Source organism: Allobosea sp. 2KB_26 (assembly GCF_052115715.1).
In the GTDB taxonomy this organism is placed as follows: Bacteria; Pseudomonadota; Alphaproteobacteria; order Rhizobiales; family Beijerinckiaceae; genus Allobosea.
On the sequence record NZ_JBFRHE010000003.1, the window covers coordinates 105,342 to 120,007 of the forward strand.

A 14,666-nucleotide genomic window follows, 5' to 3' on the forward strand; every position below is an offset into this window, starting at 1 on the left:
CCGGACAGCCCGCATCGCATCAGCGCACAGCGCCCCTAGTAGGAGCGTGGCAGCCCCAGGTCATGCTGGGCGACGTAGTTGAGGATCATCTCCTCCGAGACCGGTGCGACGCGGAACAGCCGCGCGTCGCGCCAAAGCCGCTCGACATGGTATTCCTTCGCATAGCCCATGCCGCCCAGCGTCTGGATGGCGCGGTCCGTCGCCAGCCCCGCGGCGTGGCCGGCAAGCCATTTGGCCATATTGGCCTCGCTGCCATAGGGCTTGCCCTGATCGTAGAGCGCCGCCGCCTTCTGGTTCATCAGCCTGGCGCATTCCAGCTGGATATGCGCCTCGGCGAGTGGGAACTGGATGCCCTGATAGGAACCGATCGCCGCGCCGTTGAAGATCTTGCGTTCGCGGGCATAGTCGGCTGCGAGGCGGATCGCGAGTTCCGCCGTGCCGACCAGCCCGGCCGTGGTGACGATGCGCTCGGTGTTCAGCACGTCGAGCAATTCGCGAAAGCCGCCATCGAGCGTGCCGACGAGCTCATGCCCCTCGACGCGCACATCCTCGAAGAACACGGCGCTGGAGGGCAAGGTGTGGGTGCCGACCTTCTCGATTGCCTGATGGGTCAGCCCCGCCCTGTCGACATCGATGAGGAAGAGGCTGATGCCGTCGGTCTTGCGGCCGACCTCCTCCAGCTTGCGGGTGCGAGCGACGACCAGCATCTTCGTCGCCTGGGGCACCGCGGTGATCCAGATCTTCTGGCCGTTGAGGCGCCAGCCATTGCCGTCGGCCCGCGCGAAGGTCTTGAGCGCGAGCGAATTCGTGCCGGCATCCGGCTCGGTCAGCGCCATCGCGAACAGCGCGTCGCCCGCCACCAGCGCCGGTAGGAGCTCGCGCTTCATCGCCTCGGTGCCGAACCGGCTGATGGTCACCCCGCCAAAGACCGGATTGCACATGAACATCTGGCTCAGCGTCGACCCGCCGGCCGCCGCGCAGAGGTTCTCGACCGCGATCGCGACCTCGGCCATGCCGAGGCTGGCGCCGCCATACTCCTCCGGGATCGCGATGCCGCAGAGCCCGGCCGCGCAGATCTCGCGCCAGACGGCGCTGGGAAATTCCTTCTTCGCGTCGAGCTCGCGCCAGTAGTCCAGGCCGAATTTCTCGCCCACCCGCCGCGCGGTTTCCGCCAGCATCTGTTGCTCGTCGCTGCGGTCGAAATTCATGCTGGCCTCCGCTCCGCCGCGCGCTGGCGCAGCAGCCGCAACGGGTTTTCAAGGGTGTTGACGATGTGATCGAGGAAGCGCGCCGCCCGCACGCCGTCGAGCACGCGGTGGTCGCAGGAGAGAACGAGACCGACCTCGCGCCGCAGGCACGGCAGGCCGTTCGCATCCGGCCGGAAGACCGGCTTCTGCGCCGCGACCCCGAGAATGGCCGACTGGCCGGGATTGATGATCGGCACGAGATGCGAGGCGCCGAACATGCCGACATTGGAGACCGAGATGGCGCCGCCCTCGAGCTCGGCGCTCGCCAGGCGTCCGGAGCGCGCGCGGGCCACGAGATCGCCACACCCGTCTGCGACCGCATCCAGGCTCAGGTGGCCGGCCTCGCGGAGCACCGGCACGAGCAGGCCGCGCTCGCTGTCGACCGCGAGCCCAACATCCGGACTGGCGAGCTCGATGATCTCGTCCTCGGCCCAGAGCAGGTTGCAGGCCGGCATCTCGACCAGGGCCCGGCCAACGGCCGCCATGATGAAATGCGTGATGCTCAGGCGCGTGTGCCCACTGCTGCCGTTCAACTCCTCGCGCAGGCCCAGCAGCCCCGAAATATCGGCTTCGGCATGAACGTAGAAATGCGGGATCGTCTGCTTCGACAGGGTCAGCCGGCGCGCGACGATCTTTTCCATCGTGCTGGCGGGGCGTCGCCGGTCGGACGTCGCTCGCGCGGCCGGGGTCGGTCGGACGCTCGTCTCGGTCGGTGCGATGGTCGCGGCCAGGGCCGCCTGGACATCGGCCTGCTTGATCCTGCCGCGTGGGCCGGAGCCTGCGACCAAGGACAGATCCAGGCCATGCCGGCGGGCGATGCGCCGCGCCAGCGGCGTCGCGATCACGCGGTCCCCGGCAACCGGGGCCGGCACAGGCACCGGCTCAGGCTTGGCCGTGGTCATCTCCGGAGCTGCGGCCTTCTGCGCCCCGGCGGCGGAAGCGGTGCCGGCCCAGGTCGCGAGCACGGCGCCGACAGGGACCGTCTCGCCTTCCGGGATCAGGATTTCGCCGATGTGGCCCGCCTGCTGGGCCTCGATCTCGGTGGCGATCTTCTCGGTCTCGACGATGAACAGGATGTCGCCGGCCGCAACCCTGTCGCCCGGACAGACGCGCCAGGACGCGAGCAGGCCCTCGGTCATGGTCAGGCCGAGCTTGGGCATCACGATGGGAGCGGCGCTCGACATGGTCACACGCCCCGGAAGCTGGCTTGGCGCTTCTGCAGGAAGGCCTGGCAGCCTTCATGTGCATCGGCGGAATCGAGCACGAGGCCGATCATCGCCTGCTCATGGCGCAGCGCCGAAGGCAGCGGCATATCCGCACCGTCATTGAGCGTGCGCTTCAGGAGCTTCAGGACGAGCGGGGACTTGGTCGCGATGCTGGCCGCCAGTGCCAGCGCCTGGTCGAGCAGTTCGGCATCGGGCACGACGCGGTTGATCAGGCCGAGCCGCTCAGCCTCGGCCGCATCGATGCGTCCGCCGGTGAACATCAGCTCCTTCGCCCGGCACAGCGGAATCTGCCGGATCAGTCGCTGCGAGCCGCCCGCGCCGGGGAACAGGCCGAGATTGATCTCGGGCAGGCCGAATTTGGCGGAGCTGGCGGCAAGGCGAATGTCGAGGCAGAGCAGCAATTCGGTGCCGCCGCCCAGCGCCCAGCCGTTCACCGCGGCGATCGTCGGCTTGTCCAGCGTCTCGATGCGGCGGAAGACGCTGTGCAGCCGCTCGCCGAGCTCGAGATAATGCGGCAAGCCCTGGCGGCTATCGAGATCGGCGATATCGCCGCCGGCGACGAAAGCGCGCTCGCCGGCTCCGGTCAGGACGACGACCTTGACCAGCGGATCGGCCCCGGCCCGGCCCACGGCCTCGTCAAGCGCCGCAAGCGTCGCCATGTCGAGCGCGTTCAGCGTCGCTGGCCGGTTGATCGTGATCAGGGCGGTGGCGTCACGGCGCTCATAGAGAATGCTGTCGGACACGGGCGTTCCTCTCGGTCTCAGGCGAGTGTGCGGCGCACGGCTTGCACCACCCGCTCGGCGGAAGGCAGGTAGGCCGTCTCCAAGCCCTTGGAGAACGGCACCGGCATGAAGGGGGCGCCGACCCGTACGATCGGCCCGTCGAGTTCGTCGAAGCCGATATCGGCCATACGGGCGACGATCTCGGCGCCGACGCCGAAGGCCTCGACGGCCTCGTGCACCACGACGAGGCGATGGGTCTTGGCGAGCGAGCGCAGGACGGCCTGCTCGTCCCAGGGCTGGATGCTGCGCAGGTCCAGGATTTCGGCCTCGACGCCTTCTCCCGCGAGCTGGGAGGCAGCGGCCAGGGCCGTGTGGACGGCGGCGCCATAGGCAATGATGCTGACATCCCTGCCCTCGCGCAGCGTCGCCGCCTGGCCCAGCGGGATGATCGGCAGCTCGGCCGGCACTTCGGCCTTCATGGCGTAGAGCGCCTTGTTCTCGACGAAGACGACCGGGTCGGGATCGGCGATCGCGGCGCGCAGCAGGCCATAGGCGCTGGCCGGATCGGAGGGGCAAACGACCTTCAGCCCCGGCACATGGGCGAACCAGGCCTCCAGGCATTGCGAATGCTGGGGGCCGGCGCCTAGGCCGCCGCCATGCGGCGTGCGCAGCACCATCGGCACTGAGCTCTGGCCGCCGAACATGAAGCGTGCCTTCGCCGCCTGGTTCACCATCGCGTCCATGACCAGCGTGGTGAAATCCATGAACATGATCTCGACGACCGGCCTGAGGCCGCTAAGCGCGGCTCCCACGGCGGCGCCCGCGATCGCCGCCTCGGAGATCGGCGTATCGACAATGCGCTCGGCACCGAAGCGCTCGCGCAGGCCGCGGCTGGCTCCGAAGGCGCCGCCGGCCTCGGAGACATCCTCGCCGATCAGGATGACGGACGGGTCGGCCGCCATCGCGTCGGCCAAAGCGAGGTTGATCGCCTTGAGATAACGAAGCTCCGGCATCAGCGTGCCTCCATCCCGGCTGGCGCCGCTGTGTAGACATCCGCGAGCGCGGCCTCGAAACCAGGGCCAGGTGCCGCGCGCGCCGCCTCGACCGCGGCATGAATGCGCGCCTTGACCTCTTCGGTGATGCGGGCCAGGGCGTCCTCGGCGATGCCGGCCCGCACCAGCTGCGTCGCGGTGATCCGCAGCGGATCGCGTTCGCTCAGCGCCGCGAGGTCGTCGGCATCACGGTATTTCTGGGCATCGCCCTCGAAATGGCCGCGCACCCGCGTCGTCATGCATTCGATGATGCGCGGGCCGTCCGCCCTGACCTCAGGCACGATCCGCGCGGCGGCCTCGGCAACGGCGGCGACGTCGTTGCCGTCGACCAGGACATGCGGGATCCGGTAGGCGGCGGCCAGATCCTTCAATGCGAAGGAGAGCTGCTTCGAGGTCGGCAGGAATTCGCCCCAGCCGTTGTTCTCGCAGACGAAAAGCATCGGCAGCCGCCAGAGCGCCGCCATGTTCAGGCATTCATGCACGAGCCCTTCGGCCAGCGCCCCGTCACCGAAGAAGGCGACCGCGACCGCGCCGCTCTTCTGCGTCCGATGCGCCAGCGCGCTGCCGAGCGCGATCGAGAGCCCGGCCCCGACAATGCCGTTGGCGCCAAGCATGCCGACCGACATGTCGGCGACATGCATCGAGCCGCCGCGGCCGCGGCAGAGCCCGGTATCCCTGGCCAGCAGTTCCGCGAAGAAACCGTCGAGCGAAAGCCCCTTGGCAATGGCATGGCCGTGGCCGCGATGGGTCGAGGCGATCGTATCCTGCGCCGTCAGGGCCGCCATGACCCCAACCGACACCGCCTCCTGGCCGATGCTGAGATGGATGAAGCCCGGCACCTCGCCATCGGCGAACATCGCGCTCAGCCGCTCTTCGCTGCAGCGGATCAGCACCAGCGAACGATAGAGCGCGAGCAGCCCGTGGTCGGCGTTGTGGCCGGCCGGCGCGGCGGAAGGGTCCAATGGTTCTGTCATGAAGCTCTCAATCCCCAGGAGTCGCATCTAGCATAAAATGATTTATGAGTCATAATTCATTTTTTGAGAGTTCGACTCCTTCGATACCAGGACGTTGATGCAAGGCGGGTCACGCCAAGTGGATCACGGCAGGCCGTTACGCTGCCCGGCGCCGGCCTTCGATCTCCGAGAAGAGCCCGACGACATCCGCGATGGCGCCATGCGGCAGGGCATCGACGACGGCCTCGATCCGTTCGAACAGGGATCGCGGCAGCCCCTGCTCGCTGCCGATGCGACCGAGCAATTCGCGCAAGGTCGCGCGATCGAAGGCATAGTCGGCGGGCGTCATCCTCTGCTCATGGATCAGGGTCTCGCCGTCCAGCGTGTCGGCCTCGAGCACTGCGCTGAGCACCGGCACGCCGGGATCGGTGACGAGCGCGATCCTCTCGACCAGCGCATTCACCGCGGCATCGTCATAGGTCGTCATCTGCCGCGTGCTCGGCGCGCCGTGGACCAGGGTCGTAGCGATGCAGAACGGAATGCTCATCAAGGTGCCTGAAATCGAGCTGAACGGGCCGGTTGCATCCATGCCGGCATAACCGGTCTCATAGGGGTTCATCCGCACGCGCACCGCCGCGAGCGGCCTGCCGGCCAGCCCCTCGCGCAGGGCGAGCGCACCGGTGACCGGCGTCTGGTTGAAGGCGCAGACCGGAAAAGGCTTGAAGGTGACGCGCAGGATCGCCCAGTCGCGACCAAGGCTGGCGGCGAGACCGGCCGGCGCCTCCACGCCGGCAAAGCTGCGCGCGAGCCCCGCCCTGCCCTCCACGGCATGCGGCGCGGAGACCGAGCCGGCCGCGGCAAGCTCGGCGGCGGCCAGGCCGTTGCGGGCGACGATGCCGACCTGATAGCGCCATTCGTCGGTGCCGTCGGCAAAGGATTGCAGGACGCCGCCGGTGAACGAGACGGCATTGGCCAGCGCTGCCGCAAGCGTCGCCTCGTCAAGCTCCATCAGCGCGCCGGCCGCAGCCGCAGCCGCAACGGCGCCATAGGTCGCAGAGGAGCGGAACCCGGCCGGCGTCGTGCGCCCGGCGAAGGCCTGCTCCAGCAGGCCGCCAGCCTCGTAGCCCGCGACCAGCGCCGGAAGCAGCCTTGCAAGCGGATAGGCCCTGGCCTCGATCATCGCCAGCAGCATCGGGATCAGGATCGTGCCGAAATGCGCCGCCCCGGAGGTATCCTCCTGGGCCCGGCCATGGAACAGCGCCGCATTGGCGAGGCAGGCAGCGCCGATCGTGCTGCGCCTGCCATCGCCGAGCAGGGTCGCCCCGTGGGCAATCTCGCCATCGAGCGCCAGGGCGGCCTTGCGGGCCACCGGCGCATAGGGCGTGTCGAAGCCGTTGACCGCCATGCCGAGCGCATTGACGAGGCAGGAGCGGGCCTTGGCCACAACCTCGGGCGGCAGGGTTTCCGCGCGCAGCTGCACGACAAAACGGGCGATCTCGCGGGTGAGCGTCGGCACGAGCAATCTCCTGGGCGATCAGAGCGCGAGATAACGCTGGCGGATGTCGGCATTCGCCTTCAGGGCCGCGATCGAGCCCTTGAAGACGATCTGGCCCTTGTCGATCACGGTCGCGTCGGTGGCGAGGCCGAGGCAGAAATGCATGTTCTGCTCGGCGATCAGGATCGTGACGCCGGTCTGGCGCAGCGTGCGGATCAGCTCGCCGATGCGCTGCACGATGATGGGCGCGAGGCCTTCGCTGGGCTCGTCCAGCAGCAGCACCGAGGGGTTGCCCATCAGCATGCGGGCGATCGCGAGCATCTGCTGCTCACCGCCAGAGAGGCGCCCGGCCATGCGCTGGCGCAGGGGCACGAGCAGCGGAAACACCTCGTAGATGCGTTCGAGGTTCCACTCGTCCCGCCCATCGGGGCCCTTCTTCGCCGCGATCAGCAGGTTGTCCTCGACGCTGTGCTGTGGAAAGACCTGCCTGTCCTCGGGCACGAAACCGAGCCCGGCGCAGGCGATGCGGTGCGGCTTCTGGCGCGTCGTCTCGGCGCCGTTCAGGCGCACGCTGCCGCGCCGCGGCGGGGCAAGACCGGCGATTGCCTTCATCGTCGTGCTCTTGCCGGCGCCATTGCGGCCGAGCAGCGCCATGGTCTGGCCCTGCTCGACGGAAAAACCGACGCCGAACAGGATCTGGCTCGCCCCATAGAAGACGTCGACGCCGGACAGCTCGATGACCGCAGGGCTGGTGACGGAACCGCCGCTCATGCCGCCACCTCATGCTCGCTGCCGAGATAGGCCTCGACCACGGCCGGGTTGGTCCGGATCTGCTGCGGGGTGCCCTCCGCCAGAACCCGGCCATAGCTCAGGACGCGGATCGACGGGGCGATCTTGAAGACGATGTCCATGTCGTGCTCGATGAAGACCACGGTCATTTTCTGCCGTTCCCAGAGCTCATGGACCTTGTCGATGACGCGCCAGCGCTCCTCGGGGCCCATGCCGGCAGTCGGCTCGTCGAGCAGGAGCACGCGCGGCTCGAGCACCAGGGCAAGCGCGATATCGAGCAGCTTCTGGTCGCCATGCGAGAGATTGGCCGAGAGGATGTGGCGCTTGTCGTGAAGCCCGACCATCGCGACGCAATGTCCGGCATGGGCGCGCGTCGAGGCGAGCGGGAAACGCGTGCCGAGGCGGCCCGCATGGCGGTGATGTGCGGAGACCGCGGCCAGCAGGGTTTCCTCGACCGTCAGCGACGGGAAGATGCTCGCGACCTGGAAGGCCCGCCCGACCCCGCGCCGCACGATCTCGCCGATGCTCAATCCGACGAGGTTCTGGCCATCCAGCCGGATCTCGCCGCTATCGGGCCGGATCGCCCCCGAGAGCTGGTTGAAGAAGGTGCTCTTTCCCGCGCCGTTCGGCCCGATGATCGCGGTCAGCGAGGCGGTCTCGAAGGTCAGCGTGACGTCGTCGGTCGCGCGCACCCCGCCAAAGGCCTTCACCAGATTGCGGATCTCAAGCATCGCTGCCGTTTCCCGGATCACGGAAGCCGCCATAGCTGTGCCAGGAGGTGCCCGCGAGCCAGCCGCAGTCGACGGGGACGTCGATGCCCGTCATCGCGGACGCATCGGGCGAGGCCAGGAAGGCGACGACGCGCGCGACCTCGTCGGGCTCGACCAGGCGGCCGAGCGCTGCGCTGCCGACGAGGTTGGTGATGTCGCGCTCGCCCTTGTCGATCGCGGCCTGCAATGCCGGCGTGCGGGTATAGCCCGGCGAGACGCAGTTGACGCGGACCTGGGCTGGCCCCCATTCGGCGGCGAGCCCGCGCGTGATCGCGATGACTGCGGCCTTGGCCGGCGCATAGGCGTGCAGCGGGACCGAGCGCGAGCCGGTGATCGAGGCGATATTGACGATGCTGCCGGCGCGACGCGACAGCATCGCGGCGCCGAAGACGACGCAGGCCAGATAGGTCCCGCGCTGGTCGATATGGATGACATGGTCCCAGACCGCCATCGGCAGCTCGGTCGGCCGCAGCGGCGGCTGCAGCACACCGGCGCTGTTGACGAGGATGCCGACCGGGCCGATCTCGGCCTCGATCCGCGCCGCGACGCGCCGCAGCCCCTCCTCGTCGCCGACATCGCCCTGGACGGCGTGCCCGCCGAGTTCGGCGGCAACGCTTTCCGCCAGCGCCAGGTCGCGGTCGAGGACCACGATCCGGGCACCGCGCCTGGCCAGTTCGCGGCAGCAGGCGGCGCCGATGCCGCTGGCGCCCCCGGTGACGACGGCGATGGTCTTCTCGGTCATGTCGACGTCCCCTTGACTGCGACGGGCGCAGGCGTGGCGGCATCGCGCGTGCGCCGCGCCGCCAGCCATTCCATCACGAAATCCAGCAGGCCTTTGCGCAGGCCGAGCGCGAAGAGCAGGATCACCGAGCCGAGCACGAGCCCGTGATGCTCGGCCGTGCGCGTGACGAAATCGTTCAGCAGCAGCAGGATTCCGGTTCCGACCAGCGGCCCGAGGAAGTTTGCCGTGCCGCCGAGCATGACGATGAAGACGGCCTCGCCCGACATCGTCCAGAAGGCGAACTCGGGATAGGCGCCCGAGACGAACAGGCTCATGATCACGCCGCCGAGGCTGGCGAAGGCGCCGGCGAGAACGAAGGCGGTCAGCCTCGTGCGGTAGACATTGATGCCGAGAAAGCCGGCGCGGGTGGCGTTGTCGCGGACCATGCGCAGCGCATAGCCGAAGGGCGAGGACACGATGTGCCGCATCGCCAGGAGCCCGAGCACCAGCAGCGCGGCGCTGAACAGATAGAGCTGCTTCTGGTCGGAGAGGTTGATGCCGAGGAAGGCCGGGCGCGGGATGCCGCCGCGCAGGCCCTGGTCGCCTCCGGTGACCGGCACCCAGGCGATGATCATGCTGTGGACCAGCATCTGGAAGGCCAGCGTCACGAAGGCGAAATAGATCTCCTTCAGCCGCACGCAGATCGCGCCGACGACGAGCGCGACCAGCGCCGAGATGCAAAGCGTCAGCAGCACGGCGAGCGGGATCGGCATGCCGGTGCGCTGCATCAGGATGCCGAAGCTGTAGGCGCCCATGCCGAAGAACAGGCCATGGCCGAAGGACACCATGCCGCCATAGCCGACGAGCAGGTTGAGCGAGGTCGCAAACAGGCCGAGCGCGGCGCAGCGGATGACGAAATCGATCAGCGCGCTGCTGCTGGTGATGAGCGGCAGGATGGCCAGGACGAGGAAACCGGCAAGGGCGAGCGCGGCGTCGCGGAGGGCTGGACGGGTCATCTCAGGCCGCCTCGCGTCCGAACAGGCCGGTCGGCTTCACGATGAGGACGAGCGCCATGCAAAGATACATCAGAGCCTCGGTGAAGAGCGGAAAGCCGAGCGCGCCAAAGGCCCTGATCAGCCCGATCAGGATCGCGCCGACCAGCGCGCCCATGATCGAGCCCATGCCGCCGATCACCGTGACGATGAAGGACTCGATCAGGATCGAGAAGCCCATGCCGGGCGTCAGCGAACGGACAGGCGCGGCAAGCCCGCCGGCGAGGCCTGCGAGCAGGCAGCCGAGCGCAAACAGGGCCGTGAAGAGCAGCCCGGTATTGATGCCCAGCACGGAGACCATGGCCGGGTTGTGAGCAGCCGCGCGGATCGTCTTGCCGATCCGCGTCTTCGCGATGGCCAGGCCGAGCACGCCCGCCATCAGCAGGGCAGCGGCGATCAGGAAGAGATAGAAGGGCGGGACGACCCCGCCCATGATGAAGAGCGGCGGCACCTGGAAGGCCGGCGGCATGCCCATGGCGCGGAATTCCGGCCCCCAGACGATCCGCACGAGATCGTCGAGGATCAGCACCAGCGCATAGCAGACGAGCAGTTGCATCAGGACGTTGCCGCCATAGATGCGCTGCATGAAGAAGCGCTCGATGACGATCCCGATCAGGCAGGTCCCGACCGCGGCGCCGAGCAGCGCGAGCGCGTAGCTCTGCGTCGCCTGGAACACCGTCATCGCGAGATAGGCGCCGATCATGTAGAAGGCGCCGTGGCTGAAGTTCACGATCTTCATCACGCCGAAGATCAGCGTCAGCCCGACCGCGACGAGGAAGAGCAGCATCCCGATAATGAAGCCGCTCGTCGCCTGCGTCACGAGGCAGGATGACGAGGACAGGCAGTCCGTCAGGGCGTTGAGATCCATCGCGCGCTCGCCGGGAGGAAATGGGCCGGGCCGCGCGCCAGAGCGCGGCCGGATCTGATGGGACGCAGGCGTCGGGGCGACCCCGACGGATCAGGACGGGTTTCAGACGAAGCCCTTGTCCTTCTTCCACTCGGCCTCGAGCTCGAAGATGCGCTGCCAGGCCACGCTCTTCATCTCGGGAACATAGGGCTCCTTGGCGATCGTCGTGCCCCAGCCGACCGCATAGTCGACGAGCGTCTGGTCGTCGGCACGCATCGTGACCTTGCCATCAGTGCCGAAGGGCGACTCGATCGTCAGGCCGCGCAGGACCTCGGCCAGCTTCTTGCCGTCGGCCGAATTCGCCTTCTTCGCGGCAGCGGCGAGGAAATTGACCGCCAAGGCGTTCTGCCAGGCCCAGTTGGTCGGGTACTCGCCATATTTCGCGCGATAGGCGTCGCCCCAGGCGGCGTTCTGGGGCGTCGCCGGGAAGGTCTTGATGTAGCGATTGCCGGAATGGATGCCGGGCGGCAGGTTCTTGACCGTGGTCAGCGCCGTGTAATCGGCCATGTTGACCGCGAAGAACTGCATCTGCGCGAAGAGCGCATAGATGCCGGCCTGGTCGATGAAGGAGGTCAGGTCACCGCCCCAGAGGCAGGAATAGAGCGCCTGCGGCTTGGCCTGCAGCAGCTTGGTGATCGACTCGGTGTAGTCGGGCTGGAAGATCTTTGGCCAGGATTCCGCGACGACCTCGACCTTGGGCGCGAAACGCTTGAGATACATCACGAATTCGGCGGTCGTGTCGCGGCCGTAGGCGTAGTCCGGCGAGCAGGTCGCCCAACGCGTCAGCCCCTTGGCATTGACGATCTCGGCCGCATAGGTTCCGCCCGCGACGGAATCGTGGATGCCCTGGCGCGCGCAACGGAAGGCGTTCGGCAATTTGAGCTTGGGATCGGCCGTCAGGGACGAGGTTTCGGAATTGCTGTGAATGCAGAGGACGCCGAGATCGCGCGCCACCTCATGGACGGCGAAGGCGCCGGTCGAGGCTTCCGCGTCGATCAGGATCTCGCAACCGTCGGAATTGACCAGCTCGCGGGCGACGCGGGCCGCCTCCTGCGGCTGCCCCTTGGTGTCGCGCACCACGAGCTCGATCGGCCGGCCGGCAAGCCCGCCGGCGGCATTGGCCTTCTCGACCTCCATCTGCGCGGCATTGCGCGAGGATGTGCCGAGCTGGGCGACGCGCCCCGACAAAATGGTCGGCATGCCCACCTTGACGGCCTTGGCCTGGGCGCGGGCAACCCAGGGCGCGGCCATCACGCCGGCGGCTCCGGCCGTCAGCGCCAGAACGGCGCGCCGATTCATTTGCGAGGACGGTGTCTTGGTCATCACGCTTCTCCCTGGGGCCTTTGGCCGTTTCCTTTCCGGGGTGATCCGGAAGGCGGCATCTTGTCGGCGCCGCTGTGCGGCACGCGCTTCTTGCAGCGATATTCGGCAGCCGCCGGGGTGACGTCAAGAGAAAAATGAATTACGAGTCATAAATCAGAAAAAGGAGATGGCGAGGCCTCGCGAGCTTTGCCAAGAGGGTGGAATGATCAATCTCTCGAGCTTCGTCCGCTACCACGCGAGCCGGACGCCGGACCGTACCGCCATCATCTTCGACGAGGCCCGCATCTCCTATGGCGCGCTCGCCGGGCGGGTCGCAGGGAGTGCCGGCTGGCTTGCCGCGCGCGGCATCGTGGCGGGCGATGTCGTCGCCGTGCTGATGAAGAACAGCGCCGCCTTCGTCGAGCTGGCGATCGCGGTCGGGCATCTCGGCGCCGTCTTCCTGCCGATCAATTTTCGCCTCTCAGCCGACGAGGTGCGCTACATCGTCGAGGATTCCGGCGCCAGGCTGCTGATCGCGGATGAGGAGCTTGCGGCCTCGGCCCGCGAGGCCGGCCCGGTCGTCCTGGTCGATGCGGCAGCACGCGCCGACAGCACGCGGCTCGGTCCCGGCGCTGCGCCTGCCGATCTCGTGCCGCGCAAGCCGTCCGATCTGTTTCGGCTGATGTACACGTCGGGCACCACGGACCGCCCCAAGGGCGTGATGCACAGCTACGAGAATTTCTACTGGAAATGCAGCGACCATATCGTGGCGCTCGGCCTCACCCATGAGGACCGGCTTCTCGTCGTCGGTCCGCTCTACCATGTTGGAGCCTTCGACCTGCCAGGCCTGGCGGTGCTCTGGGTCGGCGGCATGCTGTGCATCCAGCGCGAGTTCTCGCCGGTTGCCGCGCTCCAGGCGATTGCCAGGGAACGGCTGAACTGCGCCTGGCTCGCCCCCGTGATGATGAGCGCGATGCTCGCAGCCACCGAAGAGGCAGGTCAGGATCTGTCCAGCCTGCGCTGGGTCATCGGCGGTGGCGAGCGCACGCCCGAGGCGCGCATCCGCAGCTTCAGCGCCGCCTTCCCCAATGCCCGCTATATCGACGCCTACGGCCTGACGGAGACCTGCAGCGGCGACACGCTGATGGAGGCTGGCCGCGAGATCGAGAAGATCGGCTCGGTCGGCCGGGCGCTTGCCCATGTCGAAATCCAGATCAGGGACGAGGCCGGCAGGGTCCTGCCGCCGGGCGCGACCGGAGAGATCTGCCTGCGCGGCCCCAAGATCACCAGCGGCTACTGGAACGATGCGGCCAAGACCGAAGCCGCATTCTACGGCGACTGGTTCCGCAGCGGCGACATGGGCTATCTCGACCCGGACGGCTTCCTCTACCTGACTGACCGCATGAAGGACATGATCATCTCCGGCGGCGAGAATATCGCCTCTTCGGAGGTCGAGCGCGCCATCTTCGAGCTGCCGCAGGTGCGCGAGGTCGCGGTGATCGGCGCGCCCGACGAACGCTGGGGCGAAAGGCCGGTTGCCTTCGTCGTTCTCGAGCCCGGCAGCGCCCTCACCCTCGATGCGCTCGCCGCCCATTGCCGCAGCCGGCTCGCCGCCTTCAAGGCCCCGCGCCAGTTGATCCTGCGGGAAAGCCTGCCGCGCAATCCATCGGGCAAGATCCTGAAGCGGGTTCTCCGCGACGAGTTGCGATCCTAGCCCGATCTGCGAGTTTGATCACACGTCAGCCCAAGAGCCCCGGATACGAGACCGCATGACGACACAAGCCCGTGCGAGCAGCAGTGCAAAACGCCCGAAGCTGACCCGCAGCGAGAAGAACGACGACGTCAAACGCCGCCTGTTCGGCGCCGCGGCGAAGGTCGTCGGCAAATACGGCTATGCCGAGGCCTCGGTGGCCCGCATCACGGACCTGGCGGGCGTGGCGCAGGGAACCTTCTACAATCACTTCGAGAACCGGCAGGAACTGCTCGAGCAATTGCTGCCGGTCATCGGCCAGCACATGGTCGACTTCATCCGCGAGAAGATCGAGGCGTCAGCCTCCGAGCTCGAGAAGGAGGTCGCCCGCTTTCGCGCCTTCTTCGAATTCCTGCAGGATACACCTGAATTCCTGCGCATCCTGAACGAGGCCGAGGTTTTCGCGCCGCTCGGCTACCAGCAGCATCTCGACAATATCTCCGCCGCCTATGTGCGGCTGCTCAAGCGCGCACGCGGCCCCGGCAAGATCGGCGACTACAGCGACGAAGAGCTGGAGGTCATCGTCCATATCCTGATGGGTGCACGCGGCTATCTCAGCCGGCGCTATGCCTATGGCGAGGACGGCGTGAACCCCGTCCCCGAGCATGTCATCACGGCCTATGAGAAGCTGATGCGCTCAGGCCTGATCGCGGGGTAGACCGGGAACGCTCCCGGCCCGG

The 14,666-nt window shown here is 67.8% G+C and carries 14 protein-coding genes; 2 read left to right on the forward strand and 12 right to left on the reverse strand.

Annotated features, from left to right (window positions below; genetic code table 11):
• Positions 1 to 35 precede the first annotated feature (35 nt).
• The 12 genes from AB4099_RS11295 to AB4099_RS11350 all read right to left on the reverse strand — a co-directional run bounded on the left by AB4099_RS11295 (position 36) and on the right by AB4099_RS11350 (position 12,257).
• Positions 36 to 1,208, reverse strand: coding sequence for an acyl-CoA dehydrogenase family protein (locus AB4099_RS11295; protein ID WP_441478140.1), 1,173 nt, complete (start codon positions 1,206 to 1,208; stop codon positions 36 to 38).
• Entirely contained in the window at positions 1,205 to 2,431 is a 1,227-nt protein-coding gene (locus AB4099_RS11300; RefSeq protein ID WP_441478141.1) for a dihydrolipoamide acetyltransferase family protein, read from the reverse strand. Before AB4099_RS11300 ends, AB4099_RS11295 begins: the two co-directional genes overlap by 4 nt.
• Before the next feature lie 2 nt (positions 2,432 to 2,433).
• On the reverse strand, positions 2,434 to 3,216 hold the full coding sequence (locus tag AB4099_RS11305) for an enoyl-CoA hydratase/isomerase family protein (protein WP_441478142.1): 783 nt from the start codon (positions 3,214 to 3,216) through the stop codon (positions 2,434 to 2,436).
• A 17-nt stretch (positions 3,217 to 3,233) separates the two neighbouring features.
• The gene (locus AB4099_RS11310) at positions 3,234 to 4,208 is read right to left on the reverse strand and encodes an alpha-ketoacid dehydrogenase subunit beta (protein ID WP_113517924.1); all 975 of its coding nucleotides are present in this window, start codon (positions 4,206 to 4,208) and stop codon (positions 3,234 to 3,236) included.
• Complete coding sequence (locus tag AB4099_RS11315) at positions 4,208 to 5,221, reverse strand: thiamine pyrophosphate-dependent dehydrogenase E1 component subunit alpha (RefSeq protein ID WP_441478143.1); 1,014 nt, start codon at positions 5,219 to 5,221, stop codon at positions 4,208 to 4,210. Before AB4099_RS11315 ends, AB4099_RS11310 begins: the two co-directional genes overlap by 1 nt.
• Before the next feature lie 136 nt (positions 5,222 to 5,357).
• Positions 5,358 to 6,716, reverse strand: a complete 1,359-nt coding sequence (locus AB4099_RS11320; RefSeq protein ID WP_441478144.1) for an MmgE/PrpD family protein — start codon at positions 6,714 to 6,716, stop codon at positions 5,358 to 5,360.
• Positions 6,717 to 6,734: 18 nt separating this feature from the next.
• Positions 6,735 to 7,466 (reverse strand): ABC transporter ATP-binding protein, encoded by a 732-nt coding sequence (locus AB4099_RS11325; protein WP_113517921.1) that lies wholly within the window; start codon positions 7,464 to 7,466, stop codon positions 6,735 to 6,737.
• Entirely contained in the window at positions 7,463 to 8,215 is a 753-nt protein-coding gene (locus AB4099_RS11330; protein WP_441478145.1) for an ABC transporter ATP-binding protein, read from the reverse strand. Before AB4099_RS11330 ends, AB4099_RS11325 begins: the two co-directional genes overlap by 4 nt.
• Positions 8,208 to 8,996, reverse strand: coding sequence for an SDR family NAD(P)-dependent oxidoreductase (locus tag AB4099_RS11335; RefSeq protein WP_441478146.1), 789 nt, complete (start codon positions 8,994 to 8,996; stop codon positions 8,208 to 8,210). Before AB4099_RS11335 ends, AB4099_RS11330 begins: the two co-directional genes overlap by 8 nt.
• The gene (locus AB4099_RS11340; RefSeq protein ID WP_113517918.1) at positions 8,993 to 9,991 is read right to left on the reverse strand and encodes a branched-chain amino acid ABC transporter permease; all 999 of its coding nucleotides are present in this window, start codon (positions 9,989 to 9,991) and stop codon (positions 8,993 to 8,995) included. The genes AB4099_RS11335 and AB4099_RS11340 overlap by 4 nt, the downstream gene beginning before the upstream one ends.
• A gap of 1 nt (position 9,992) precedes the next feature.
• Complete coding sequence (locus AB4099_RS11345; RefSeq protein WP_113517917.1) at positions 9,993 to 10,895, reverse strand: branched-chain amino acid ABC transporter permease; 903 nt, start codon at positions 10,893 to 10,895, stop codon at positions 9,993 to 9,995.
• Between the two features lie 102 nt (positions 10,896 to 10,997).
• The gene (locus AB4099_RS11350; protein WP_441478147.1) at positions 10,998 to 12,257 is read right to left on the reverse strand and encodes an ABC transporter substrate-binding protein; all 1,260 of its coding nucleotides are present in this window, start codon (positions 12,255 to 12,257) and stop codon (positions 10,998 to 11,000) included.
• Positions 12,258 to 12,459: 202 nt separating this feature from the next.
• Here AB4099_RS11350 and AB4099_RS11355 point away from each other — a divergent pair, with 202 nt between their 5' ends.
• Positions 12,460 to 13,950 (forward strand): AMP-binding protein, encoded by a 1,491-nt coding sequence (locus tag AB4099_RS11355; RefSeq protein WP_441478148.1) that lies wholly within the window; start codon positions 12,460 to 12,462, stop codon positions 13,948 to 13,950.
• A 55-nt stretch (positions 13,951 to 14,005) separates the two neighbouring features.
• Positions 14,006 to 14,644 (forward strand): TetR/AcrR family transcriptional regulator, encoded by a 639-nt coding sequence (locus AB4099_RS11360; RefSeq protein ID WP_113517914.1) that lies wholly within the window; start codon positions 14,006 to 14,008, stop codon positions 14,642 to 14,644.
• The last annotated feature ends 22 nt before the right edge of the window (positions 14,645 to 14,666 follow it).

Excerpts from the sequence above, each read along its gene's own strand:
- AB4099_RS11295 (WP_441478140.1), bottom strand. The coding sequence starts at position 1,208 with ATGAATTTCGACCGCAGCGACGAGCAACAGATGCTGGCGGAAACCGCG.
- AB4099_RS11300 (WP_441478141.1), bottom strand. The coding sequence starts at position 2,431 with ATGTCGAGCGCCGCTCCCATCGTGATGCCCAAGCTCGGCCTGACCATG.
- AB4099_RS11310 (WP_113517924.1), bottom strand. The coding sequence starts at position 4,208 with ATGCCGGAGCTTCGTTATCTCAAGGCGATCAACCTCGCTTTGGCCGAC.
- AB4099_RS11315 (WP_441478143.1), bottom strand. The coding sequence starts at position 5,221 with ATGACAGAACCATTGGACCCTTCCGCCGCGCCGGCCGGCCACAACGCC.
- AB4099_RS11325 (WP_113517921.1), bottom strand. The coding sequence starts at position 7,466 with ATGAGCGGCGGTTCCGTCACCAGCCCTGCGGTCATCGAGCTGTCCGGC.
- AB4099_RS11330 (WP_441478145.1), bottom strand. The coding sequence starts at position 8,215 with ATGCTTGAGATCCGCAATCTGGTGAAGGCCTTTGGCGGGGTGCGCGCG.
- AB4099_RS11335 (WP_441478146.1), bottom strand. The coding sequence starts at position 8,996 with ATGACCGAGAAGACCATCGCCGTCGTCACCGGGGGCGCCAGCGGCATC.
- AB4099_RS11340 (WP_113517918.1), bottom strand. The coding sequence starts at position 9,991 with ATGACCCGTCCAGCCCTCCGCGACGCCGCGCTCGCCCTTGCCGGTTTC.
- AB4099_RS11345 (WP_113517917.1), bottom strand. The coding sequence starts at position 10,895 with ATGGATCTCAACGCCCTGACGGACTGCCTGTCCTCGTCATCCTGCCTC.
- AB4099_RS11350 (WP_441478147.1), bottom strand. The coding sequence starts at position 12,257 with ATGACCAAGACACCGTCCTCGCAAATGAATCGGCGCGCCGTTCTGGCG.
- AB4099_RS11355 (WP_441478148.1), top strand. The coding sequence starts at position 12,460 with ATGATCAATCTCTCGAGCTTCGTCCGCTACCACGCGAGCCGGACGCCG.
- AB4099_RS11360 (WP_113517914.1), top strand. The coding sequence starts at position 14,006 with ATGACGACACAAGCCCGTGCGAGCAGCAGTGCAAAACGCCCGAAGCTG.